Origin of the sequence: Flavobacterium sp. N1736 (assembly GCF_025947065.1) — a bacterium.
GTDB lineage: Bacteria > Bacteroidota > Bacteroidia > Flavobacteriales > Flavobacteriaceae > Flavobacterium.
Map to the genome: position 1 here is coordinate 2,722,400 of NZ_CP109994.1, position 25,403 is coordinate 2,747,802.

General features: G+C 32.9%; 28 protein-coding genes and 1 tRNA gene. 12 read left to right on the forward strand and 17 right to left on the reverse strand.

Going from position 1 to position 25,403, the window contains the following annotated elements; all coding sequences use genetic code 11:
- The first annotated feature begins 15 nt into the window (after positions 1 to 15).
- Complete coding sequence (locus tag OLM54_RS11340; RefSeq protein WP_264534752.1) at positions 16 to 525, forward strand: hypothetical protein; 510 nt, start codon at positions 16 to 18, stop codon at positions 523 to 525.
- Between the two features lie 163 nt (positions 526 to 688).
- On the opposite strand, the gene mtaB is transcribed toward OLM54_RS11340, so the two are convergent.
- A complete protein-coding gene (gene mtaB / locus OLM54_RS11345; protein WP_264534753.1) occupies positions 689 to 2,023 on the reverse strand; it encodes a tRNA (N(6)-L-threonylcarbamoyladenosine(37)-C(2))-methylthiotransferase MtaB in 1,335 nt (444 codons plus the stop codon).
- 505 nt (positions 2,024 to 2,528) lie between these two features.
- On the opposite strand from mtaB, the gene OLM54_RS11350 reads away from it, so the two are divergent.
- Complete coding sequence (locus OLM54_RS11350) at positions 2,529 to 3,053, forward strand: hypothetical protein (protein ID WP_264534754.1); 525 nt, start codon at positions 2,529 to 2,531, stop codon at positions 3,051 to 3,053.
- Between the two features lie 104 nt (positions 3,054 to 3,157).
- Here OLM54_RS11350 and OLM54_RS11355 read toward each other — a convergent pair whose 3' ends face one another.
- From OLM54_RS11355 to hisS, 13 genes are all read right to left on the reverse strand, one after another.
- On the reverse strand, positions 3,158 to 3,691 hold the full coding sequence (locus OLM54_RS11355) for a GNAT family N-acetyltransferase (protein WP_264534755.1): 534 nt from the start codon (positions 3,689 to 3,691) through the stop codon (positions 3,158 to 3,160).
- On the reverse strand, positions 3,669 to 4,502 hold the full coding sequence (locus tag OLM54_RS11360; RefSeq protein ID WP_413614451.1) for a Cof-type HAD-IIB family hydrolase: 834 nt from the start codon (positions 4,500 to 4,502) through the stop codon (positions 3,669 to 3,671). The genes OLM54_RS11355 and OLM54_RS11360 overlap by 23 nt, the downstream gene beginning before the upstream one ends.
- An 81-nt stretch (positions 4,503 to 4,583) precedes the next feature.
- Positions 4,584 to 4,802, reverse strand: a complete 219-nt coding sequence (locus OLM54_RS11365; RefSeq protein WP_264534757.1) for a DUF2007 domain-containing protein — start codon at positions 4,800 to 4,802, stop codon at positions 4,584 to 4,586.
- 138 nt (positions 4,803 to 4,940) lie between these two features.
- Positions 4,941 to 5,603, reverse strand: coding sequence for a DEAD/DEAH box helicase (locus tag OLM54_RS11370; protein WP_264534758.1), 663 nt, complete (start codon positions 5,601 to 5,603; stop codon positions 4,941 to 4,943).
- 98 nt (positions 5,604 to 5,701) lie between these two features.
- Positions 5,702 to 6,865, reverse strand: a complete 1,164-nt coding sequence (locus tag OLM54_RS11375) for a sigma-54-dependent transcriptional regulator (RefSeq protein WP_264534759.1) — start codon at positions 6,863 to 6,865, stop codon at positions 5,702 to 5,704.
- Positions 6,866 to 7,077: 212 nt separating this feature from the next.
- Positions 7,078 to 8,394, reverse strand: coding sequence for an ABC transporter permease (locus tag OLM54_RS11380; protein WP_264534760.1), 1,317 nt, complete (start codon positions 8,392 to 8,394; stop codon positions 7,078 to 7,080).
- A gap of 79 nt (positions 8,395 to 8,473) precedes the next feature.
- Complete coding sequence (locus OLM54_RS11385; RefSeq protein ID WP_264534761.1) at positions 8,474 to 9,403, reverse strand: ABC transporter ATP-binding protein; 930 nt, start codon at positions 9,401 to 9,403, stop codon at positions 8,474 to 8,476.
- 156 nt (positions 9,404 to 9,559) lie between these two features.
- Positions 9,560 to 9,961: a type II toxin-antitoxin system VapC family toxin gene (locus tag OLM54_RS11390; RefSeq protein WP_264534762.1), complete on the reverse strand. Its 402-nt coding sequence runs from the start codon at positions 9,959 to 9,961 to the stop codon at positions 9,560 to 9,562.
- Positions 9,948 to 10,211, reverse strand: coding sequence for a hypothetical protein (locus OLM54_RS11395; RefSeq protein ID WP_264534763.1), 264 nt, complete (start codon positions 10,209 to 10,211; stop codon positions 9,948 to 9,950). Before OLM54_RS11395 ends, OLM54_RS11390 begins: the two co-directional genes overlap by 14 nt.
- Before the next feature lie 24 nt (positions 10,212 to 10,235).
- On the reverse strand, positions 10,236 to 11,345 hold the full coding sequence (gene dnaJ, locus OLM54_RS11400) for a molecular chaperone DnaJ (protein WP_264534764.1): 1,110 nt from the start codon (positions 11,343 to 11,345) through the stop codon (positions 10,236 to 10,238).
- Positions 11,346 to 11,423: 78 nt separating this feature from the next.
- The gene (locus OLM54_RS11405; RefSeq protein WP_264534765.1) at positions 11,424 to 12,002 is read right to left on the reverse strand and encodes a nucleotide exchange factor GrpE; all 579 of its coding nucleotides are present in this window, start codon (positions 12,000 to 12,002) and stop codon (positions 11,424 to 11,426) included.
- A 322-nt stretch (positions 12,003 to 12,324) separates the two neighbouring features.
- A tRNA-Trp gene (locus tag OLM54_RS11410) sits at positions 12,325 to 12,395 on the reverse strand.
- A gap of 421 nt (positions 12,396 to 12,816) precedes the next feature.
- Positions 12,817 to 14,244 (reverse strand): histidine--tRNA ligase, encoded by a 1,428-nt coding sequence (hisS, locus tag OLM54_RS11415; protein ID WP_264534766.1) that lies wholly within the window; start codon positions 14,242 to 14,244, stop codon positions 12,817 to 12,819.
- A 191-nt stretch (positions 14,245 to 14,435) separates the two neighbouring features.
- Between hisS and OLM54_RS11420 the strand changes: the two genes are divergently transcribed.
- A complete protein-coding gene (locus tag OLM54_RS11420) occupies positions 14,436 to 15,680 on the forward strand; it encodes an ABC transporter permease (RefSeq protein WP_264534767.1) in 1,245 nt (414 codons plus the stop codon).
- Positions 15,681 to 15,766: 86 nt separating this feature from the next.
- Here the strand turns inward: OLM54_RS11420 and prmC are convergent, their stop codons facing one another.
- A complete protein-coding gene (prmC, locus tag OLM54_RS11425; RefSeq protein WP_264534768.1) occupies positions 15,767 to 16,621 on the reverse strand; it encodes a peptide chain release factor N(5)-glutamine methyltransferase in 855 nt (284 codons plus the stop codon).
- An 83-nt stretch (positions 16,622 to 16,704) separates the two neighbouring features.
- On the reverse strand, positions 16,705 to 17,190 hold the full coding sequence (locus tag OLM54_RS11430; protein ID WP_264534769.1) for a GNAT family N-acetyltransferase: 486 nt from the start codon (positions 17,188 to 17,190) through the stop codon (positions 16,705 to 16,707).
- A gap of 127 nt (positions 17,191 to 17,317) precedes the next feature.
- Here OLM54_RS11430 and ribD point away from each other — a divergent pair, with 127 nt between their 5' ends.
- The 3 genes from ribD to OLM54_RS11445 all read left to right on the forward strand — a co-directional run bounded on the left by ribD (position 17,318) and on the right by OLM54_RS11445 (position 19,791).
- The gene (gene ribD, locus OLM54_RS11435) at positions 17,318 to 18,367 is read left to right on the forward strand and encodes a bifunctional diaminohydroxyphosphoribosylaminopyrimidine deaminase/5-amino-6-(5-phosphoribosylamino)uracil reductase RibD (protein WP_264538560.1); all 1,050 of its coding nucleotides are present in this window, start codon (positions 17,318 to 17,320) and stop codon (positions 18,365 to 18,367) included.
- A complete protein-coding gene (locus OLM54_RS11440) occupies positions 18,360 to 18,962 on the forward strand; it encodes an HAD family hydrolase (RefSeq protein ID WP_264534770.1) in 603 nt (200 codons plus the stop codon). The genes ribD and OLM54_RS11440 overlap by 8 nt, the downstream gene beginning before the upstream one ends.
- A gap of 196 nt (positions 18,963 to 19,158) precedes the next feature.
- Entirely contained in the window at positions 19,159 to 19,791 is a 633-nt protein-coding gene (locus tag OLM54_RS11445; protein WP_264534771.1) for an IMPACT family protein, read from the forward strand.
- Positions 19,792 to 19,822: 31 nt separating this feature from the next.
- Here OLM54_RS11445 and OLM54_RS11450 read toward each other — a convergent pair whose 3' ends face one another.
- A complete protein-coding gene (locus OLM54_RS11450) occupies positions 19,823 to 20,227 on the reverse strand; it encodes an acyl-CoA thioesterase (RefSeq protein ID WP_042565137.1) in 405 nt (134 codons plus the stop codon).
- A 187-nt stretch (positions 20,228 to 20,414) separates the two neighbouring features.
- Here OLM54_RS11450 and dnaA point away from each other — a divergent pair, with 187 nt between their 5' ends.
- From dnaA to OLM54_RS11480, 6 genes are all read left to right on the forward strand, one after another.
- Positions 20,415 to 21,842, forward strand: coding sequence for a chromosomal replication initiator protein DnaA (gene dnaA, locus OLM54_RS11455; RefSeq protein WP_072973220.1), 1,428 nt, complete (start codon positions 20,415 to 20,417; stop codon positions 21,840 to 21,842).
- 9 nt (positions 21,843 to 21,851) lie between these two features.
- Entirely contained in the window at positions 21,852 to 22,319 is a 468-nt protein-coding gene (locus tag OLM54_RS11460) for a low molecular weight protein-tyrosine-phosphatase (RefSeq protein WP_264534772.1), read from the forward strand.
- A gap of 71 nt (positions 22,320 to 22,390) precedes the next feature.
- A complete protein-coding gene (locus OLM54_RS11465) occupies positions 22,391 to 23,104 on the forward strand; it encodes an SAM-dependent methyltransferase (RefSeq protein ID WP_264534773.1) in 714 nt (237 codons plus the stop codon).
- A gap of 22 nt (positions 23,105 to 23,126) precedes the next feature.
- Entirely contained in the window at positions 23,127 to 23,252 is a 126-nt protein-coding gene (locus tag OLM54_RS11470) for a hypothetical protein (RefSeq protein ID WP_264534774.1), read from the forward strand.
- A gap of 47 nt (positions 23,253 to 23,299) precedes the next feature.
- Positions 23,300 to 24,427, forward strand: coding sequence for a methionine aminotransferase (locus OLM54_RS11475; protein ID WP_264534775.1), 1,128 nt, complete (start codon positions 23,300 to 23,302; stop codon positions 24,425 to 24,427).
- 75 nt (positions 24,428 to 24,502) lie between these two features.
- Positions 24,503 to 25,384: an SDR family oxidoreductase gene (locus OLM54_RS11480; RefSeq protein WP_264534776.1), complete on the forward strand. Its 882-nt coding sequence runs from the start codon at positions 24,503 to 24,505 to the stop codon at positions 25,382 to 25,384.
- Positions 25,385 to 25,403 lie beyond the last annotated feature (19 nt).

The following is a 25,403-nucleotide window of genomic DNA, read 5'->3' on the forward strand; positions in this document are numbered from 1 at the left end:
TTAAAAACTAATCTAATGGAACAATATTTAAGACAATTAATAGCTATAGAATTTAGCGACAAAAAAGAACTTTTTACAGGTTTTCTTATTGATTATTCTGATGACTGGATTTTGTTAAGAAACAATCCTGTTGATTTTATTCTGGATGGTTTTGTGATTTTAAAAAATAAAAATATTGAAGCTGTTCACAGAGATGAAGATTTGGCTTTTACTGAAAAAGTAATTCGATTGAAAGGTTTAAAAACAAATGCCGAAGACATTATTCCTATTCGGGATTTGGCTTCGATTGTAAATTTCATCAATAATAAATATGGCATTGTGCAGATTTCGAAAAAATCAGCAAAATCAGCTTATTTAGGAAAATTGATCGAATTAAACGACGAAGAACTAACCATTGATTTTTTAGACACAAAAGGGCAGTTTGGTGGTGAATTAAGTTTTAATCCTGAAAAAATCAGGGTTATTGAATTTGATACAGATTATATAAATTCTTTGAAGCTGGTGCTTCAGCAGGAGAAAAAGTAAAACAAAAATGCCCTTTATAAAAGGGCATTTTTATTTATTTAGTCATCGTGATAAACCACAGCATTTATGTAATTGCGAGGAACGAAGCAATCTCATTTAGTATATCTTTTATTAGCTTATTGTTAGTGCGGTTGCTTCGTTCCTCGCAAGGACAAACTATGCGCTAAGCTTCTGCTAATTTGTTCAAAAACTCTAAACGAACGCTTCCGTCTTCATCTATTTTTGTCAAGTTTATTTCTTGCAGTGTATTGACTAATTCAGGATTCCATGGTGTTTTTACTTTTACGTAATTTTCGGTAAAACCGTGAATATATCCTTCTTTATTTTCGCTTTCAAATAAAACGGTTCTGTTTGTTCCTAACTGGCTTTCATAAAAAGCACGACGTTTTTTTACTGATAATCCACGTAGCATTTTACTGCGTTTTGCTCTAACATTTGCCGGAACAACGCCTGACATATTTGCTGCTTCGGTATTATCTCTTTCAGAATAGGTAAAAACGTGTAAATACGAAATATCCATTTCATTCAGGAAATGATATGTTTCTAAAAAATGCTCATCTGTTTCTCCGGGAAAACCAACAATAACATCAACACCAATACAAGCGTGCGGCATTACTTCGCGAATTTTATTTACGCGTTCTGTATACACTTCACGTAAGTAACGGCGCTTCATTAATTTTAAAATATCGTTGCTTCCTGATTGTAGCGGAATATGAAAATGGGGCACAAAAGTTCTGCTTTTTGACACAAACTCGATGGTTTCATTTTTCAATAAATTTGGTTCGATTGATGAAATTCGCAAACGCTCAATTCCTTCCACTTTATCTAAAGCCTGAACTAAATCCAGAAAAGTATGTTCGTGTTTTTTATTTCCGAATTCTCCTTTTCCGTAATCTCCAATATTTACTCCGGTTAAAACAATTTCTTTGATGTTTTGCGTTGAGATTTCTTTAGCATTTTGCAAAACATTCTCTAAAGCATCACTTCTTGAAATTCCTCTTGCCAGCGGAATTGTACAATACGTACATTTATAATCGCAGCCATCCTGAACTTTCAAAAAAGCACGTGTACGATCACCAATTGAATAACTTCCTACATAAAAATCAGCTTCGGCAATTTCGCATGAGTGAACTTCACCCATATCGTTTTTGCTCAAATCATGAATATAATCGGTAATTTTAAATTTTTCAGTAGCACCCAAAACCAAATCAACACCATCTACAGCTGCTAATTCTTCCGGTTTTAATTGTGCATAACAACCCACGGCGGCAACAAAAGCCTTTTCGTTAAGTTTCATTGCCTTTTTTACAACCTGCTTAAATTGTTTGTCTGCATTTTCTGTTACAGAACAGGTATTGATCACATAAATGTCGGCTACTTCTTCAAAATCGACACGATCAAAACCCTCATCGTTAAAATTTCGGGCGATTGTAGACGTTTCTGAGAAATTCAATTTGCAGCCAAGCGTATAAAAAGCAACTTTTTTTCTATTTTCCATAGGAATACACTACGTTTTAAGTAGTAAGATATTATATTTACATCTCAAATTAAAGAGTCTGCAAATTTACATACAATATTCTTTAAAATAAAATCAATAATATACTATATATCAATATTTTGCAGTAATCGTATATTAAAATCGAAGTAAAAAAAACAATAAATACTAATACGGAATCAAAAAATAAGTTTTATTTGTAAAAGGAAAAAAATTAATTCAATAAGAATAAATTGACAAAATATCGATTAAAAGCAAGTTTTGCCGATTAAGTACATTTTTTAACTATTTAAATTAAATTTTTCTTACATTTAACTTTGATAAATTGCATTTTTTAATTGTATTTTTATGAGCCGAAAATTTTAACATAAAATAATTTAATAAAGCGTAGATTTAACGATAACAATTTTGAATTTTAGTCGTTATATTGTTGTTTTGTTACAAATAAAAATGGGTAAGCCGAAAACCATAAAGAGTAGGCAAAAAAATTAAAAAATCCACACTTATTATGAAAGCATTTTTACCCACAATCTGCTTGATGTTCTTAACCTTTTTCAGTTCGCAAGCGCAAACGCAAACTGCTGCTCCATCTACTAATCCATTCCCTTCTATTAGTACATTGACAAATTGGGCGAGTTTAAACTCACAATCACAATTTGACATTGCTATTCGTGCGGTTGGTTTTAAATTTGAAGTAAAAGAACCAGGTGAAGGATCAACTGCTTACACTTATATTCGTAAAGTAACTGTAAATGAAGTAAACTATACTGATAGAATTGTATATAGAATTACAAACAATAATTCTGCAAGTATTATTTCATTAGTAACTGCTTCTACAGATTTAGTAAGCTTGTATACGCCACAATTAGCTACTTTTAAAAACAACAATTGCAAAACTGAAATGTCTAAAGACAAAAACACTACTTGCAGCTGTTATGAAAGTGTGAATTTTGCGATCGATCTTTGCGACGAACGTGTAAAACTAACAATGGGTGATGGAAATAAATATTTTGTTTCTGTAGCTAAAAAATAATATAGAATTAATTTCTCAGAGAATAAAAAAACGAGCTGTTTTCCAAATCTTTGCAAACTTTAAGTAAGTTTATAAAGATTTGGGACGCATTTCTCTGATTTAAATTATTTGTTTGGATTTTTAAATTCATACCAAACTTCTAATTCGTCTTCATACATAAAAGAATTTACGTATTGAAAACCCAGTTTTTCAAGAATTTTCCTTGAATTTTTATTTCCTTCATCGGCATAAGCATAAAGGCAATCTACATTCATTTCGTTAAAAGCATATTCAACAAAAGCTTTTCCTGCTTCGCTTGCATATCCTTTTCCCCAATGTTTTTCGATAAACCGATAACCAATTTCATAAAAATTTTGATGGTTATTGATCTCATTCGTAATAAATTTTATTCCGGACCAGCCTAAAAATTCATTGGTTTCTTTTAAAATAACCGCCCAGCGACCTGTTCCAAAATCTTTATATTGTTTTTGAATGTTCTCTATTTGAAGAATACTTTCGTCAATATGTTTTACAGGTTTGTTTCCAAGAAAAATATGCACATTTGGATTCGAATCCAATTCAAACATTGCTTCTGCATCTGAAAGATTCAATTCTCTCAAAAGCAAACGTTCAGTTTCAATTGATTTTGATTTTTTCATGAACATAATTATTTAGAATATAACGCTGCACAACTTCGGCAACTCCGTCATTGTTATTTGAAGCTACAATTACATTTGCTCTGTCACGCAATTCAGGTGTTACATTATCAACCCAAACACCTAAACCGGCATATTCGATCATCGTTAAATCATTTCCAGCGTTTCCAACGGCAATAATTTCACTTTGGTGAATGTTTAGTTTTTCTGCCAAAAGTTTTAAACTCGCTGCTTTATCAATACCATTTTGAGCTGCTTCAAGGAAAAAAGGCTTAGACATTGCAACACTCAAATGTGGCATTGCCAATTTTAAATCTTTTTCTACTTCTTTTAAATAAGAAGGTTCTGCCAATAAAATACATTTTACAGCAGGTTTAGTAACGGCTGCTTTAAAATCAGGTACTTTATTATGTGGTAATCCGGTGATTTCTTTTTCGATTTCGATATATTCCGAATCGGTTTCACTAACAATTTCACCATCAAGATAAGTGATAATGTGCGTTTTCATCTTTACACTATAATCGTATAAATCATGAATTTGTTCTGGAGTTAAACACTGCTCAAATAAAACCAAATCATCTTTCACAGTACTTATTAAGGCACCATTAAAGGAAATAATGTATGAATCGTACAAATCCAGTTTCAGTTCTTTTGCATAAGCAGTCATCGCCGAAGTTGGTCGACCGGAAGCCAAAACAACATGCACGCCTTTTGCCTGCGCTTCAAGAAGTACTTTTTTATTTAATTCTGATATTTTATGATCGTCTGTCAACAAGGTGTCATCCATGTCGAGTACCAGCATTTTATATTGCATATTTTCAGTTTTGCAGTCTCAGTTTTCAGTTTTCAGTCTCAGTAAACTGTAAACTAAAAACTGAGACTATTTTACTCTCTTCTAGATACTCATTCTGAAATCTTCAATAACAGGATTTGCTTTTGCAAAATCAGTTTCCTGAATAAAAACCTCAACCGCTAAATCTGTTTGTCCAAAACCTCCTAAACGAGCCGATTGAATATTATCTTTTTTTGTCGTCTCTACTCCTGCCTGCTCTAATCTTTCCTGTATAGCAATTGCTAATATTTCACTTCCTGAAAACACCTTCATTAATCCCATAACATTTTATTTTTTATTATTATTTTTTACTGTAAAATTTAGTGTTCAGTCGCAGTCTCAGTTTTTAGTCTCAGCTTTCGGTACACTATGAACTGTGACTGTAAACTGCGACTAAAAACTGAAAACCGAGACTTCTTATTATTCCTCTTCAATAAAACCTTCTTCTTCGTCAAGTTCTTCTTCACCTTCTTCATCCATATCGAATAAAAAAGGTTCTAAAAGCATTTTGTCTGCCAAAATCTCGATACGTTCTGTCAGTGTTTCAGCAAAAATAATGCGCTGTGTTTTTGTAATACTGTTCGAAATACGCATAATTTTAGTTTCATGACGTAATTTCAAAATAGGATCAGCGTCATCCAGAATAAACATTTTCAATCGGTTTACATTATAACCGGCGGTCGTAAACATATCGCTTAATTTATTTGGCGTTCCAATTAAAACATCGATTCCTGTTGAAATATAATTTTTATCATAATCCATATCGCCTTTGTCGTGAACTCCGTAAACTTCAAGTTTTGAATATTTTCCGTATTTCTCAAAAAGTGCTTCCATTTCTAACACCTTGGCTTTATCTTCTACAAAAATCAAAGCACGAGGAGATTCCTCTGTATGACCTGACAATTGCTGAATCACATTCAATACAATTGTTGTTGATTTTCCGCTTCCTGCCGGAGAAAGAATAATACAATCGGCACCACTTTTTATAGTCGAAAAAGTTTCTCTTTGCAGAATATTAGCTTCTGTCAATCCGTTTTCGATTAAGGCGTCTTGTAACTTCTCGTTTATTTTTTTTAGTTTCATCTGTTGAGATTGAAAGATTAAAAAATTAAAATATTGAAAGATTAGATCCTGAAAAAAAAATCTTTGAATTATTAAATCTTTAAATCATTAAATTAATTTTATTTGCTTGCAAACATTGTTACGTCAGATTCTGATATTTCGTTTCCTCCCAAAATGATTAATCTTTCGACTACATTTCGAAGTTCACGAATATTTCCTGTCCAATCGTATTCCTGCAATAATTTTATGGCTTGCTGCGAAAATACTTTCACCACATTTCCTTGTTCCGAAGCAATTTTCTCTGCAAAATGTCTTACTAAAGCCGGAATATCATCACGTCTTTCATTCAATGGCGGAACTTTAATTAAAATTACTGCCAAACGATGGTATAAATCTTCCCGAAAACGACCTTCGGCAATTTCTGTCTTTAAATCTTTATTGGTTGCCGCCACAACACGAACATCAACTTTGATATCTTTTTCGGCTCCAACTCTGGTAATCATACTTTCCTGCAAAGCACGTAAAACTTTGGCTTGCGCCGAAAGACTCATATCGCCAATTTCATCCAAAAAAATTGTTCCTTTATCTGCTGCTTCAAACTTTCCGGCACGATCTTTCACTGCCGATGTAAAAGCACCTTTTACGTGTCCGAACAATTCACTTTCGATCAATTCACTTGGAATTGCAGCACAGTTTACTTCGATTAAAGGAAAATTAGCACGTTCGCTTTTTTCATGCAATTGATGCGCAACTAATTCTTTTCCGGTTCCGTTTGGTCCTGTAATCAAAACTCGTGCTTCGGTTTGGGCTACTTTATCAATCATTAATTTTATATGACTAATGGCATCGCTCTCGCCAATCATTTCGTAATTTTTACTGACTTTTTTCTTCAGAATTTTATTTTCAACTACAAGTTGTTTTTTATCTAAAGCATTACGAACTGTATTTAATAAACGATTTAAATCCGGCGGTTTCGAGATATAATCAAAGGCACCCAAACGCATCGTATGAATTGCCGTTTCCATATCGCCATGACCGGAAATCATCACCATCGGAATTTCTGGTTTAATTTTTTTTACTTCTTCTAAAACCTCAACACCGTCCATTTTTGGCATTTTGATATCGCACAAAACCAAATCGTAATCGTTATTTTTTATTTTCTCAAGACCCGCAACTCCATCTTCCGCTTCATCAACCTGATACGTATCATTTTCTTCTGATAAAATCTTTACCAAAACTCTTCTGATCGCCGCTTCGTCTTCTATAATTAGTATTTTACTCATTTTTTTTCAAGGTTCAAAGTTGCAAAGGTTCAGAGGTACAAAGTTTAAAATCTTTGTCACTTTATTACCTTTTTACCTATTATTAGTAATCTATCTTTATTTAATGCTCAATATAATTTTAAAATTTGCTTTTTATTCTAAGCTATAAAGTTCAATTATTTTAAAAAACCTTTGAACCTTTGTATCTCTGAACCTTTGCCACTTTAAAAAAACTAATATTTAAGCCATCTATACAATTCTTTCCATGTAGGTTTTTTGCCGTACATTAAAATACCAACGCGGTAAATTTTTGCTGCGAACCAGACTACAAGGAAAAAGGCAGCAAACAATAATGATACCGAAATTGCAATTTGCCACCACGGCACGCCAAACGGAATACGCATTAACATGACTATTGGCGACGTTAGCGGAATCATTGAAAACACGACTGCAATTGTTCCGTGTGGATCATTTACAACAGTAAAAAATCCGATGTAAACACTTAAAATAAGTGGCATTATTATAGGCAATAAAAATTGTTGAGAATCGGTTTGATTGTCAACTGCTGCTCCAATTGCAGCATAAAATGAACTGTACAAAAAGTAACCTCCAATAAAATAAACCACAAAGCCAATTATGATACTGGCGATTGGCAAATTCCATAATTCGCTGATATACATTTGTGCTGTTCCTGAAAATTCCTGTTGGGCAGAATGCATTAATTCCGGTGGAATTTTAGCTGTTGGACCAACATTTACTCCAAAAAATGCCGACGCTGCAAACATTAATCCTAAACCGATTATTGCCCAGATTATAAATTGTAATAATCCGGCAAGAGAAGTTCCAACAATTTTACCAATCATTAGCTGAAATGGTTTTACTGATGAAATGATTATTTCGATAATTCGGTTGGTTTTTTCTTCAATTACGCTTCGCATTACCATATTTCCGTAAATGATAATAAACATCATAATTAAATATCCGAATGCGCCGCCAATTCCGATTTTTATTTCGTTTAATCCTTTTAAACTTTCTTCTCCCGAAGCTTTTGCTAAATGAATATTTACTGCTGCATGCGCTTTTTGAATGGCTAATGTATCTAGTTTTGCCTGTTCGAAATTTAGCTTTGTAATTTTATCAGCAATAACATCCTGCGTGTTTTCTATAAAAACAATACTCGGACTATTATTTGAAATAAATTCGACTTTACTTTCTAACTCTTTTAAAGTATTCGTTTTTGGAATAACAATCAGACCGCTAAAATTTTCTTTGGCAATACTGTCTTTTAACGCTTTTGTATCAATTTCCGAAAGGTTCAAATACCTGTATTCGCCATCTTTTTTATTCTGTTTTATAAAATCATCTGCAAACAAACCTGTTTCATCGTGAATGGCGATTCGTTTTGTTTCGGCTTTCATAGAACTTAAATAACCAATAAATCCTGCAATTGCCACAAACAGCAACGGACTCAAAAAAGTCATAACAACAAAAGACTTATTACGAACTTTTGCAATAAATTCTCTTTTTATAATTAATGAAATTATACTCATTTCTTGATTTTAGATTTTTAGATTGTTGACTTTAGATTTTTGATTCTAGGGTTTCACTCTAAAATCTGAAATCTGAACTCTAAACTTTATTTTCAGTTACAGTTTGAATAAAAATATCGTTTACGCTTGGTATTTTTTCTACAAAATGTGTTACTTGCCCGCGTTGTGTCAGGATGTGTAATAACTCATTTGGTGAAGCATTTCCTATCTGGATGTTTAATTTTAAATCATCATTTAATGTTTTAAAATTTGCCTGCGAAACAGTAAATTTCTGAGTGATATCATACATCAAACCTTCTACATTATTTGTCAGGATTCCAACTTCAAAACTATTGGTTTTAAATTGGCGCTTTACATCACTTAGTTTTCCTTCTATTAATTTATTCGATTTATGAATTAAGGCAATATGATCACAAAGTTCTTCAACACTTTCCATTCGGTGTGTCGAGAATATAATTGTTGCTCCTTGTTCTTTCAATGCCAAAATTTCATCCTTAATAACATTTGCATTTACAGGATCAAAACCGGAGAAAGGCTCATCAAAAATCAGCAATTTAGGTTTATGCAGCACGCAAACCACAAACTGAATTTTTTGTGCCATTCCTTTCGAAAGTTCCTGAATTTTCTTGTTCCACCAACCCTGAATTTCCAAGCGATCAAACCAATACTCTAACTGCACTTTTGCTTCGGCTTTAGAAAGTCCTTTCATTTGTGCCAGATACAAACATTGTTCGCCCACTTTCATAGACGTATACAAACCTCTTTCTTCAGGAAGATACCCAATAGTCTGCACATGTTTTGGCTGCAATTTTTCTCCGTCTAAAATTACTTCACCGCTATCTGGCAAAGTAATTTGATTTATGATTCGGATAAGGGAAGTTTTTCCAGCTCCATTTGGACCTAATAGTCCGTAAATACTACCTTTTGGTACATTTAATGAAACTTCGTTAAGCGCTACATAATCACCGTATTGTTTTACGACTTTATGTACTTCGAGTAAGTTGCTCATGCGGTTTTTAGAATTTTCTGCGTCAGTTTGACCATTATGGCTAACAGCCTGTAAAAGTAAATAATTCGAAGCGAAATTGTGTAATAATACACAAAAAACCCATTCTAAATTTGCATTTAAAATGGGTTTTAATTTATTTTATATCTTGAGATTTATTTAAATCTCCTTTTTTAGAAAATCAACATTCGAAATTATTACTTCTTTATCAATTTTTTCAAAATCATCCCAGTCGTCTGTTAAGAGGGGTAATTTTAAAAATTTTGCTGTTGCTAAAATAATTGCATCCGGCAACTTGATTTTCCTTTCTTTATTTCTTCTAATTTCAATTGCCATTTCTGCAATTGTTTTATTTAATTCAACAACTTCAATACTTTTAAAAAGAGCATCAATTAATTGTTTCTCTTTATTATTAGAAAAGTTATAACTATAAACTTCTAAATAAGTAATTATTGAAACATAATACTCATCAAATGAAGTAACAAATTTCTCAACATCAATTAATTGTTTCGAAGCAAAAATGATAACATTAGTATCTAAGACAACTTTATTCCCAATCATCTCTGATTTTTTTTTGCCATAAAACTGGATTATCAATAGATGAAAACATTTCTTCATTCTTCATCTTAATCAAAGTATTACGTAAATTTTCTTTTTTAGAAACTACATTGTCAGCATCTTCAAAAAGCATAATGACACGAACAGATTTATCAATATTTTGATACTCTTTAGGAACTTTTATTTTTCCTTTTTCAATTTTTCCAGAAAACTCAACTGCATTCATAATCTCACTATTAACGATTACTATCAAATATATTAAATTTACTTAGAAAAACTATGAAAACATATCTTTTACTTTTTCAAAAAATGATTTTTCTGATTTTTCAGGACTTGGAACAAAGTGTTCGTCGTTTAAAGCATTTTCAAAAAATTGTTTTTGCTCTTTATTCAACGTTTTAGGAGTCCATACGTTTACGTGAACCAGTAAATCTCCGCTTCCGTAACCGTTGATACTTGGAATACCTTTTCCTTTTAATCTCAAGATTTTTCCTGACTGAATTCCTTCTTCCAGTTTAATACGAACTTTTCCGTTGATGGCTTCGATGTCTTTAGAAACTCCTAAAACTGCTTCAGGGAAACTAATATATAAATCGAAATGAATATTTTCGCCTTCACGTTTTAAAAATTCGTGCTCTAACTCTTCAATGGCAACAATTAAATCACCAGGCACACTATTTCCCGGAGCATCGTTTCCTTTGTTAGAAACTTTAAGCTGCATTCCGTCAACAACTCCCGCAGGAATTTTGATAGAAACAGTTTCATCTTCTAAAACCATTCCTTGTGCATCTGCCTCAGAAGGTCTTTTATCTAAAATTTGTCCGGATCCTCCACAAGTTGGACAAGTTGATGCAGATTGCATTCTTCCCAAAATTGTGTTCGTTACACGCATTACCTGTCCCTGACCATTACAAGTCGAACATGTTTTGTACGTAACTCCTTTTGCCTGAACTTTACGTTTTACTTTTACTTTTTTCTCTACTCCATTTGCAATTTCATCTAAAGTAAGTTTTACTTTAATTCGAAGATTGCTTCCTTTAGCGCGACGAGGACCGCCTCCGCCTCCGCCGAAACCGCCAAATCCTCCACCAAAAATATCACCAAACTGGCTGAAAATGTCATCCATATTCATACCGCCATGACCACCGCCAAATCCGCCAGAACCATCAAAAGCCTGATGTCCGTATTGGTCATATTTTGCTTTTTTGTTAGGATCACTTAAAACTTCATAAGCTTCTGCCGCAAGTTTAAAGTTTTCTTCTGCCTCTTTGTCGCCTGGATTTTTATCCGGGTGATATTTTAAGGCACTTTTTCGGTAAGCTTTCTTTATTTCAGCAGCGTCAGCATTTTTTGAAATGCCTAGTATTTCGTAAAAATCTTTTTTCATAATTAGGTTTAAATTCCAAATCATTAATTCCAAATTCCAATCCTTAAAAATTGGTTTTTAGAATTTTATTTGCATTTTTTAGTTACCGATTACCACTTTAGGGAAACGAATAATTTTGTCTCCTAATTTGTATCCTTTTTCTATAACATCAACAATTTTCCCTTTTAATTTCTCAGAAGGTGCAGGAATTTGGGTAATTGCCTCAGCAAAGTCAGCATTAAAAGCATCACCTGCTCTTACTTCAACCTGCTCTAAACCTTTAGCTACCAAAGTGCTTTTTAGTTTTTCATGAATCAACTCAACTCCTTTTTTCAAATTTTCATCCTCAGATTTGTTGATTTCTACAATCGCTCTGTCAAAATCGTCCAAAACAGGAAGCATTGCTAATAAAACTTCTTGATTTGCGGTTTTAAACAGATCAATACGCTCTTTTGAAGTTCTTTTTTTGTAATTTTCAAATTCGGCAAATAATCTCAAAAACTTATCTTTTTCTTTTGCCAAGTCTTGAGCCAATTGCTCTTCAACACTTAATTCTTCAACAATTAACTGCTCACCGTTGGCATTGTTTTCTAACGTTACATCATCTAATTCCTGATCGAATTCTGTATTTTCCGTAGTCATATTATTTGTATTTTTAAAAATATTCTTAAACTTCATTTTCAATTTCTTTCTGTTGGATTGCAAAAGTACTGCCAAACCTTTTAAAATGTCAAATTGTCACTTTATTAAAAGTTAGCCTTTTAAATAAATATTTCCGCTTTTAAACTTTAGTATAATTTTAAGACTATTACGTTTTAGTTTGTGCTATATTTGGAGTCAAAATTATAATCTAATTATTACCTATCAAAATTGAATTTAAGGGTTAGCCTCGGCTTCATAAATAATTATTAATTCAAGTTTACCTTATATTAAAAAAAGCTTCGCCTATTTCAGACGAAGCTTTTTTTTATGTTCTTTTATTTGATGTGTTTTTTTATTGCACGGGCGGAGGGATTCGAACCCCCATCAACGGTTTTGGAGACCGCTATTCTACCCTTGAACTACGCCCGTAAATCAAGGCCGCAAATTAAATGCTTTTTTTCTTTCCCAGCAATTATTTTACGCAGATTTAAAAAGATTTAAGCTGATTAAATGCTAATAATTCATTAACACAATCATCTCCAGAGCTTTGTGAATTTTGCGGTTAATCGCCACGAATTCGTGAATAGAAAAATCGCCTTTAATCTATAAGTATGTGGCTGAAAAACTTTGATAATTAAATCTTCACGAATTATTTTCAGGCAGATTTAAAAAGATTTAAGCTGATTCATGCAGATAATTTATTACTAAAATTAAATCTGCTCAGATCAATCTGTATGAAACTGAAACTTTTTTATGCCTATGTTTTTTTATTTGAATCATTAAGATATTAAGAGAAATTAAGTCAAACCTTAATCAACTTAATATCTTAATGGTAAAAAATCATCACTTCTTATTGTAATAAAGCATTTTTCAATCCTTCGAAATCAACAGAAATTTGTTCGCCTGAAACTAAATTTTTAAGCGAGTATGAGTTTGAAGCAATTTCCTGATCGCCTGCAATTACCGCAAACGGAATCAGACGTTTATCTGCATATTGAAACTGTTTCCCAACTTTTACATTATCAGGATAAAGCTCTACTTTTATATTATCTTTCCTCAATTTCTGAATCGCCTGCGAAGCGTATAAAGCTTCTGCATCTCCATAATTAATAAACAACGCTTTTGATGTTGCTGCAACAGTTTCGGGAAATAATTGTAATTCTTCCAAAACCAGATAAATTCGGTCTAAACCAAAAGAAATTCCAACGCCGCTCATATTTTTCAAACCAAAAATACCCGTCAAATCGTCGTATCTTCCGCCGCCGCCAATAGAACCCATTGAAACGGTTTTTGGTGCTGCTACTTCAAAAATAGCTCCGGTATAATAATTTAATCCACGTGCCAGCGTTACATCAAGATCTAATGTTGCCGTTGACAATCCTAAAGTTGCCACATTGTCACAAATAAATTTCAATTCCTCAACACCCTTCATTCCTTCTTCTGATTCTTCTAATAACTCAGAAAGCTGTTTTATTTTATCTGTAAATGTTCCTGTAAAACTAAAAAGCGGCTGCACTTTAACCAGTGCTTCTTCGGCAATACCTTTTTCGATCATTTCTTTTTTAACGCCGTCTTCGCCAATTTTATCGAGCTTATCTAAAGCAACTGTAAAATCAATTAATTTATCAGAAGCTCCGATAACTTCGGCAATTCCTGACAATATTTTTCTATTATTGATTTTAATGGTAACGCCTTCTAAACCTAAAGAAGTAAAAACCGTATCATACAATTGCACCAATTCTACTTCCTGCCAAAGCGATTTTGAACCAACAACATCGGCATCACATTGGTAAAATTCTCTGTAACGTCCTCTTTGAGGTCTGTCAGCTCTCCAAACCGGCTGAATTTGATATCTTTTAAAAGGAAATTCAATTTCGTTTTGGTGTTGTACCACATATCTCGCAAACGGAACTGTTAAATCGTAACGCAATGCTTTTTCTGAAATTTTTCCGGTAAATTTATTCAACTCAATTCTTTGATGAAGGTCAATTGTTTCAGCAGAATTAACTTGCAGAGATTCTATAGATTCCGGTAATTCAATTTTATTTTTATTGAAGAAAAAATTACCTGAATTCAGGATTTTAAAAATCAAACGATCGCCTTCTTCTCCATATTTCCCCATTAAGGTATCCGAATTTTCAAACGAAGGTGTTTCTATCGGCTGAAAGCCAAATTTCTCAAAGTTATTTTTTATCGTTTGAATAATATATTGACGTTTTGACACCTCTGCAGGCGAAAAATCTCTTGTTCCTTGTGGTATACTTGGTTTTGAAGCCATCTTTTTTATTTTAGATTTCTGATGTTAGATTTTAGATTTGTTGTAAATCTTAATTAAAATCTTTCCTGGATTATTTTATGTTTAGATTTCTTTATTTCTAAGCGACTGCAAATATCTTATTTTTTAAAATAAATAATGCCTGTTCGAAAACAAACTTGTAACAAAAAACGTATTTTCGTGACAAATTGGTCATGATGCTAAAATTATTTAAAGAAAATATCCGAATTGCTTTTGGTTCTATCAAAACACAATTATTGCGAACCATTCTTACCGTTTTAATTATTGCCATCGGGATTACTGCTTTGGTGGGAATTCTTACCGTTGTAACAGCACTTGAAAATACTGTTTCGACCAATTTTGCATCGATGGGAGCGAATACATTCAACATCAATCAATACGAAAATACGGTTAAAAATCGTGGAGGAAACGAACGTGAAGTTATCAATCCGATTATTTCATATCCTGAAGCTGTCGCTTTTAAAAACAAATACAAATATCCTTTTACTCAAACTTCGCTTTCATTTACTGCAACTACAACTGCCGAAGTTAAATTTTTAGATAAAAAAACAGATCCGGAAATTACTATCGTTGGTGTCGATGAACATTTTATTTCTAATTCTGGTTTAGAAACGACTTTGGGGCGCAGTTTTAACCAATTTGATATTGACAATAATACGTATTCCTGCGTTGTAGGATCTGATTTTGAAAAAGGTTTATTGAAAGATGTAAACCCAATTGACAAAATTATTTCAATTCGCGGGGCTCGTTTTAAAGTGATTGGCGTTTTAAAAGAAAAAGGATCAACTTTTGGACACAGTCAGGATTTACGTGTTCTGATTCCAATTCAGGTCGCGCGTTCTTTATTTACTGCACCAAGCATCAATTATACGATGAGTGTAATGGTTGCCAAAAAAGAACTTTTAGACGAAGCTGTTGATAATGCAACAAGTACTATGCGCCGGGTTCGTAAATTAAGTCCGGTTCGTGATAATAATTTTGGCATTGGCCGAAGCGATGATTTAATCAACAGAATTCTCGGAATTACTAAATATCTGGGTTGGGCTTCGTGGATTATAAGTATCATTACAATTCTGGGATCTTCAATTGCCTTGATGAATATTATGATTGTTTCGGTTACAGAACGTACTCGTGAAATTGGTGTTCGAAAAGCTTTGGGCGCTACAAAAGTGACTATATCTGTTCAGTTTTTTATCGAAACTTTATTAATTGGACAAATTGGCGGTTTGGTCGGAATTGTCTTGGGAATTTTAATCGGTTTTGGTTTTGCAGCCGCAATGAGTTTTGCATTTGTGATTCCGTGGATGGCAATTTTTGCTGCTTTTGCGACAAGTTTTATGGTTGCGATTGTCTCTGGATTGTATCCTGCGATAAAAGCTTCTCAATTAGATCCTATTGAGGCTTTGCGTTATGAGTAGTTTTTTAGTCGCAGTAAACAGTCGCAGTCTCAGTGAGCAGTTCTTAGTCTCAGTTTTGACTGTTCACTGAGACTGTAAACCGTAAACTAAACATTTCCCTTCATCATACGATCATTATCGTAAATATCTTTTCTTAATTCGATATTTTTGAAATTCATTCTTTCTAATAACTCAATCATTTCTTTTCCTAAATACTGGTTGATTTCAAAAAACAATTGTCCGTTTTCTAAAAGACCGCTTTTTGCTAAAACAGCTATTTTTCTATAAAAAACCAAAGCATCGTTATCGTCTACAAAAAGTGCCAAATGTGGTTCGTAATCCAAAACATTCCTTTTTATTTCTTCCTTTTCTAAATTGCGAACATACGGCGGATTGGATACAATAATATCAAAACCACATGTTAGTACATCTGTTTCTAAAATATCCAAATACATAAAAGTAACATCAACATTATTATTGATGGCATTTTTTTTAGCTGTTTCTATTGCTTTTTTTGAAATATCAATTCCATAAACTTCGGCATTTAGAAGATTTTTAGCCAATGAAATTGCAATACAGCCGCTTCCTGTTCCAATATCAAGGATTTTTATTTTTTTAGTCTTATTGTCTTTCTTGTTCTCATTTATAATCCATTCGACTAATTCTTCTGTTTCCGGTCTGGGAATTAAAACATTTTCATTTACTTCGAAATCCATCCCGCAAAAATGTGTTTTTCCCAGTAAATACTGAATTGGAACTTCTTTTTTTAATTGATCCAGAAATGCTGTCCAAATTATTAAATCACTATCAGAAAAGGTTAATTCATGATTAAGCGCCAAATCAATTTGCCTAAGCTTATGCTTGTTTTCTAAAATTAAATAAAAAAAACTCTCTGCTTCGTATGCATCATAAAAGGGAGAAAGTTCTTTGATAAATTGAGTTCTATATTGCTTGATTTTCATTTCTGATTTTTGAATATTATTACGCTAAATTCAATCGCATTGTGCAAATAAGTATTGCAAAACAAAATTTGTTACATCCTCATTTACAATTCTTTTAACATCCAAACCGGGCAAGAACTGTGTCCGGTACATCCTAAAGGAGCATCTAAATATTCAAAGCCTGATTTTTTGTATAATTTTTGAGCCGCATGCATAAAAGGCATTGTCTCTATATAACATTTATCAAAACCAAAATCTTTGGCTTGCAGCAAACACTTTTCCATCATTTCACCTCCAATTCCTAATCCGCGTGTTTTTGGCAAAAAATACATCTTTTGCAACTCGCAAATCTTCGGATCGCCATTTTCCAAAGGTGCAATTCCGGCACAACCCACAATTTCACCTTCATTTTCTACCACAAAATAAACAGATTGTGATTTATTGTATTCTTCAAACATTAAATCTAAATATGGATCTGCATACGCTGTTCCTACTTTTGGAATTTCCATTTCGTCAAAAACAGATCTTATTAGTTGCGCAACTGCCTGATTGTCTTCCTTTTTAATCCTTCTGATAACCCAATTTTCCATATTTCAAATTAGTATGATATATTACAAAAGTAGAAATACTTTTCCGATAGTTTTATAACAAATCAGAATGTTTCACAACTATCCTTTCGCTATCGGCAATAAACCCAAAAATAACTACTTTTGTAATGTGAATATACAGGAGAAATACATAAAGCGCTGCATTGAATTGGCCCGAAATGGTTTTGGAACAACATATCCAAATCCGATGGTAGGAAGCGTTATTGTTTACGAAAATCAAATTATTGGCGAAGGATGGCATAAAAAAGCGGGAGAACCTCACGCTGAAGTAAATGCAATTCGATCTGTAAAAGATAAATCGCTATTAAAAAAAGCTACTATTTATGTGAGTTTGGAACCTTGCAGCCATTTTGGAAAAACGCCTCCTTGTTGTGATTTAATTATTGCAAATGAGATTCCAAATGTTGTTGTTGGAACTGTTGATCCAAACGAAAAAGTGGCTGGAAACGGTATCAAGAAACTCATTGCAGCCGGAATAAATGTCACTGTTGGCGTTTTAGAAAATGAATGTCATGAACTCAATAAACGTTTTTTTACTTTTCATCAGAAAAAAAGACCTTATATACTATTAAAATGGGCCGAAAGTCAGGATGGTTTTTTAGCACCTGAAAAAGAAATTAATAAGGAACGAAAACCGGTTTGGATTACAAATCAATATTCAAGACAATTGGTTCATAAATGGCGAAGCGAAGAACAAGCTATTTTGGTAGGAACCCACACTGTTATTGACGATAATCCGAAATTAAACACACGAGATTGGGCGGGAAGTAATCCGGTGAGAGTTGTTTTGGATCAAAATAACCGTATTTCTAAAGACAGCTTTATTTTTGATGACAGTGTAAAAACAATTGTATTTACAAAATCTGAAATTAGCTTTTCGGCAGAAAACACTACCTTTGAAGTAATTGATTTTAACCAAAATATTATTCCGCAAATTCTAACTGTTTTACATCAAAACCAAATACAGTCTATTATTATTGAAGGTGGTTTACAAACTTTACAATCTTTTATAGATCAAAATATTTGGGACGAAGCACGCGTCTTTATCGGGAAAACTTCTTTTGAAAAAGGAATAAAAGCTCCAGTTATTTCTAAGAAAAATGCATCAAAAACCTACATCAAAAACGACGAATTAATATATTTTAGCAATCATGATTGATACTATAATTTTTGACTTTGGAGATATTTTTATCAATTTAGATAAACAAGCCACTATTTCGGGATTGCAGCAATTAGGCTTAACGGAGTGGAATTCTGAATTGGATCGTTTGAATATTTTGTTTGAAACGGGTGATATTTCGCATGATGATTTTTTGGCAGGTTTTCAAAAACAATTACCAAATGCTTCTATCGAAGAAATCCTGAAAGCATGGAATGCTGTTTTGGCTGATTTCCCTTTATATCGATTGGAGTTTCTGCAAATGCTTTCAAAAAAATACCGTTTATTTTTATTAAGCAATACTGATTCTATTCATATCGAAACTTTCGAAAATAAAAGCGGAATTTCTTTTTACAGCGATTTCTACCAATGTTTTGAAAAAGTTTATTTTTCTTTTGAAATTGGAAAACGCAAACCAAATCCTGAAGCTTATCAATACATTATTAACAAACATGAATTATCGCCAAAACGTACTTTGTTTGTAGATGATAAAAAAGAAAACACAGATGCCGCCGCTGCTTTAGGGCTTCACGTTTGGAATTTGCAAGTGGGTCAGGAAGATGTCGTTGATTTATTTGATAAAAAAATACTTTAGGTCTTTTGCCACAGATTAAAAGATTAAGATGATTTTTTTTACGCAGATTCTGCAGATTTGAGCAGATTTAATTTTAATTATAATCTGCGTAAATCAGCTTGAATCTTTTTAACTCATACAGATTGGTGACCCGAGCGATAGCGAACAGGCGAAGCAAATTCGTCGCTAAAAACTATTAACATTTAGAAATTTACTTTTGGAATATAACGATACGTATCAAACTATTGCTTTTGAATCTGAGGAAGTGCTTTTTAAGGAAAAAGGCAGTAAATTCTTTGGATATGCTTTTCCTATAGAAAATGAGGACGCGGTAAAACCTATTATCGAGAACTTAAAAAAACAGCATCCTCACGCAGTACACTATTGTTATGCGTATCAAATTGGTACGGCTCCAAAAATTTCTTACCGCGCCAATGACGATGGTGAACCGAGTAATACGGCAGGCGCGCCAATTTACGGACAAATACAATCTTTTGGTCTAACCAATGTTCTTGTTGTGGTTGTTCGGATTTTTGGCGGTATTAAATTAGGTGTTGGAGGATTAATTACTGCTTACAAAACAACGGCACAAATGACACTTGAAGTTTGTGAAATTGTCAAAAAAACGATCGATGTTCATTTTTTAATCTCTTTTGATTACAAAAATATGAATAAAGTAATGCGTGTGATTAAAGAAAAAAAACTGGAAATTGTATCTCAGGAAATGGAAATTGATGAAGAAACAGGATTGCCTATTGGCAAAATAATTACAAAAACACGAAAAAAAAATGCCGAAATGATATTCGACATTTTTGATTTAATGTTTGAAATTGACATCAAAACTATATAATTTGATATAAAAAACAAGTGCGATTTAACAATTATACAAGTGTTTTAAATAATTCTAAAATATAATCCGGAGGAGCTGTAGGACGACCTGTTTTTAACGAAATAAATACTAAAATAAACACCGCAGTTGTTAATAACTCATTTGCCTCATTATAGATTGCGCAGTCAAATTCAATCTTAACAGATGACTGACTTTTGAAAGTAGTATGAATTGTAAGAAGCTCATCATAACGTGCTGATTTTTTATAATTTATTTGCATCGAAACAATTGGTAATCCGATTCCGCTTTCTTCCATGCTTTTATACGAAATCCCTTTATTTCTAAGCCATTCCACGCGTCCTATCTCAAAATAAGGTATGTAATTACCGTGATAAACAACTCCCATTTGATCGGTTTCAGAGTAACGAACACGCACTTGCGTTTGATGATTTTTCATTATTTACAGATTAAAAAATTTAAATTTTTAAAAGTTCACTTACAACTTTTTTTTATAAAATTAGAGGGCAAAATATTTTTTTTTACAGAAATTTGTTCACATATTTGTTATCCCGAAATACGGAATAAAATTGCTCCTTTTTTATTAGGAGAATCTTTATCAATAATATAAAAATTTATCTGAATCTATGACTAAAACTGCTCAATCGGTATGGGAAAACTGTTTGTCCTTTATAAAAGACAATATTCAAGATCAAGCATATAAAACTTGGTTCGAACCAATCAAATCAGTTGAGCTAACCGACAACGCGTTATATATTCAAGTGCCAAGTAAATTTTTCTACGAATGGTTAGAAGAACACTATGTTAAATTATTGAAAGTTGCGCTTACCAAAGAACTGGGAAAAAACGCAAAGTTACTCTATAAAATTAAAATGGAAAACACTTATGGCAATAAACAACCGTTTACGGAACAGTTGCCAAGTGCCAACAGAGTGCCCATGAAACCGCAAGAGGTTGATGCTCCGTTTAAAAACTTAAATCCGGAACTTAAAAATCCGTTTGTAATTCCGGGAATCAGAAATCTTAAAATTGAATCACAGTTAAATGCTAATTACAGTTTTGATAATTTCCTTGAAGGAGATTCAAACCGTTTGGCCCGTTCTGCAGGTATGGCTGTTGCCAATAAGCCCGGCGGAACTTCATTTAATCCGTTATTGATTTTTGGCGGAGTTGGTTTAGGAAAAACGCATTTAGCACACGCTATTGGTGTTGAAGTAAAAGACAAATATCCTGAAAAAACGGTTTTATATATTTCTGCCGAAATTTTCACGCAACAATATATTGATTCGGTAAAAAAGAATAATCGTAATGATTTCATTCACTTTTACCAATTAATCGATGTTTTAATTATTGATGATGTTCAGTTTTTATCTGGAAAATCAGGAACTCAGGACGTATTTTTCCATATTTTTAATTATTTGCACCAAAACGGAAAGCAAGTAATTTTAACTTCGGATAAAGCACCTGTTGATATGCAGGATATTGAACAGCGTTTATTATCTCGTTTTAAATGGGGATTATCTGCTGAGTTACACCAACCGGATTACGAAACCCGTATTTCGATCTTAAAAAACATCCTTTACCGCGATGGTGTTGAAATGCCGGAAGACATTATTGAATATGTTGCCCGCAATATCAAAACCAATGTTCGCGAACTTGAAGGTGCCATTATTTCATTAATCGCACAATCTTCTTTCAATAAAAAAGAAGTTACAATTGAGTTGGCAAAAAGCGTTGTAGAGAAATTTGTTAAAAACGTAAAGAGAGAAATCTCTATCGATTATATTCAAAAAATTGTGTCTGATTATTTTCAGTTGGATATTGAAACACTTCAATCTAAAACTAGAAAAAGACACGTGGTTCAGGCGAGACAATTGGCTATGTTTTTTGCAAAGAAATTTACTAAAGCTTCTTTGGCAAACATTGGTTCACAAATTGGAGATCGCGATCATGCTACCGTATTACACGCTTGTAAAACTGTTGACAATTTAGTTTCAACAGACAAACAATTCAAGAAATTTGTCGAAGACATCAACAAAAAATTAACGCTATAAACGCGCATCATGCCAGTAAAAATTTTAATGGTTTGCTTGGGTAATATTTGCAGGTCACCTTTAGCCGAAGGTATTTTAGCATCAAAACTGCCAAACGAAAATTTTACAGTTGATTCAGCAGGAACAGGTTCGTGGCATGTAGGCCATTCGCCGGACAAACGTTCTATTGCTGTTGCACAAAAAAATGGTTTATGTATTGATGGTCAAAAAGGAAGACAATTTCAAACTTCTGATTTTGATGAATTCGATTATATATATGTTATGGACAACTCTAATTACAGAGATGTCATTCATCTTGCCAAAACACCGGAACATAAAAATAAAGTTCAGCTTATTTTGAATGAATTATTTCCTGATGAAAATGTAGATGTTCCCGATCCTTACTTTGGTGTTTCGAACGGATTTGATAATGTGTATCAAATGCTTGACGAAGTAACGGATATTATCGCAAAAAAACTCATCGAAAAACATTCTTAACTTATCTGTTTCAATTATTGCTTCCTTAATAATTGAAAATTTTTCATTTTATAATCTATAAAGTAAAACACATGAAACTTCCAGGAAAACTATATTTAATTCCAACTACTATGGGTGAAAGCGATCCGATGGATGTTTTACCTCAAACAGTAAAAAGAAGTATTGAACTTATAGATTATTATATTGTTGAGAATGACAAAACTGCCAGAAAATCAATAAAAGCTGTTTATCCTGAAAAAAAACAATCAGAACTTGTTCTTTTTACTTTAAATAAACGCACAGAACCGAGCGAGCATTTAGATTTTATAAAACCTTTATTAGAAGGAAAAAATATGGGATTAATGAGTGAAGCCGGTTGTCCCGGAGTTGCTGATCCCGGTGCTGTTATTGTAAAACTGGCGCACGAAAAAGGAATTCAGGTTGTGCCTTTAGTTGGGCCTTCTTCTATCCTATTGGCGATGATGGCTTCTGGAATGAACGGGCAAAGTTTTACTTTTAATGGTTATTTACCAATTGATAAGGACGAGAAAAAATCGGCTTTAAAACATTTTGAGAAATTATCCCAAGACAAAAACCAGTCTCAAATTTTTATTGAAACACCTTATAGAAATAATAAATTAGTCGAAGATCTTTTGCAAATCTTAAATCCTGCAACGCATCTTTGTATTGCAACAGATATTACGTTACCTACAGAATTTATTAAAACATTACGCGTTTCTGACTGGAAAAAACTAAAAGTTGATCTTCACAATCGACCTACAATTTTCATTATTCATAAAATGTAAACTAACTTAAAAGCCACATATAATGAAAAAGTTTCTAATCCTGATTTTGATTTGCTCTGTACAAAGTATATTTTCACAAACAACAAAAGAAGGTGGAAAAACTAAAGTGGATGAAACTTTAAATGCCGGAGAGATAACGGTTAGCTAAGTATTATCCCTATTTCGCTCACAAGTTTTTAATCAACAAACTTTCTAATGAGTAAACTTCCGCACATAACTACAAGTATTTTTACGGTAATGTCTAAAATGGCAACCGAATATAATGCGATTAATCTTTCGCAGGGATTTCCTAATTTTCCTGTTGATGAAAGGCTGACAGATATTATTGCAAAATTAGCGAAAGAAAATGTGCACCAATATACGCCAATGTCGGGTTATCCGCCATTGTTGAATCAGATTTCAAAACTCGTTCAAAGCTCTTATAACAGAACGATTGATCCGGAAACTGAAATTTTGGTTACAGCCGGTGCAACTCAGGGAATTTTTACTTCGATTTTGGCTCTGGTAAGAACCGGAGATGAAGTGGTTATTTTAGATCCGAGTTATGATTCATACGAATCTCCTGTTTTACTTTGCAATGCAAAACCTGTAAGAGTTGCTTTAAATGATGATTATACGCCAAATTGGGAAACGATTGAAAATGCATTTTCGGCAAAAACCAGAATGATTATCATCAATAATCCACATAATCCAACGGGAAAAATTTTAACCCAAAATGATTTTTTAGCATTAGAAAAACTGCTTTCAAAATATCCTGATATATTGGTTTTATCTGATGAAGTGTACGAATATATTACTTTTGAAGAGAAACATATTTCGGCACATGCTAAAAATTTCCTTTTAGATCGCTGTATTATGGTTTCTTCTTTTGGAAAATCATTTCATATTACGGGCTGGAAAATTGGTTACACAATTGCTCCTGAATATCTGATGAAAGAAATTAAAAAAGTGCATCAGTTTTTGGTTTTTAGTGTAAATAGTATTTCGCAAGTTGCTATTAGTCAATATTTAAATGTCGTTGATGTTAATTTACTTGGGAAATTTTATCAGGAAAAACGAGATTATTTTCAAAAGTTACTCAAAAACAGCCGTTTTGAATTGAAACCTTGCGAGGGAACTTATTTTCAGGTTGCTTCGTATGCCAATATCTCCATTGAAGATGATGTTACTTTTTGCAAAAATCTTATTACAGAACATGGGGTTGCTGCTATTCCAATTTCAACTTTTTATTCGGATCAAAAAGATCAAAAATTAATACGTTTTTGCTTTGCCAAAGATGACTTCACATTAGAATCAGCAGCCAAAAAATTATGCAAAATATAAAGTTTATCAAAATTTTATAACATTATTATGCGTGCATCCTATTTTATTTAATTAATATTGTAAAAAAAGAAAAGTATGAGCTATACAGATAAAATGTTACGTGACGATGCTTTAAAGGGCAAAGTTATAGTAGTTACAGGCGGCGGAAGCGGTTTGGGAAAAGCAATGACTAAATATTTTTTAGAATTAGGAGCTCAGGTAGCGATTACTTCAAGAGATTTAGAAAAGCTAAAAAATACTGCTGCAGAACTTGAAACTGAAACTGGTGGAAAATGTTTACCGGTTCAATGTGATGTTCGTCATTATGAAGAAGTAGAAAACATGCTTCAGGAAGTTTTAAAAACTTTTGGCAAAGTAGATGTTCTTTTGAACAATGCTGCCGGAAATTTTATTTCTCCAACAGAACGTTTATCTGCAAATGCATTTGATACTGTTATAGATATCGTACTAAAAGGTTCTAAAAACTGTACACTTGCTTTTGGAAAACACTGGATTGACAGTAAACAAACATCGGCAACGATTTTAAATATTGTTACTACTTATGCCTGGACAGGATCTGCATATGTTGTGCCAAGTGCTACGGCTAAGGCCGGAGTTTTGGCTATGACAAGAAGTCTTGCGGTAGAATGGGCAAAATACGGAATTCGTTCTAACGCAATCGCGCCGGGACCGTTTCCTACTAAAGGTGCGTGGGACAGATTATTGCCCGGAGATCTTGCCGAAAAATTTGATATGGCAAAAAAAGTGCCTTTAAAACGTGTAGGCGATCATCAGGAATTGGCAAATTTAGCTGCTTATTTAGTTTCTGATTTTTCAGCTTATGTAAATGGCGATGTTATTACGATTGACGGTGGCGAATGGTTAAAAGGCGCCGGACAATTCAATTTATTAGAAGCAATTCCGGAAGAACTTTGGGATCAGCTTGAAATGATGATTAAAGCAAAAAAGAATAAATAATTACAAGTGCTTACTAAAT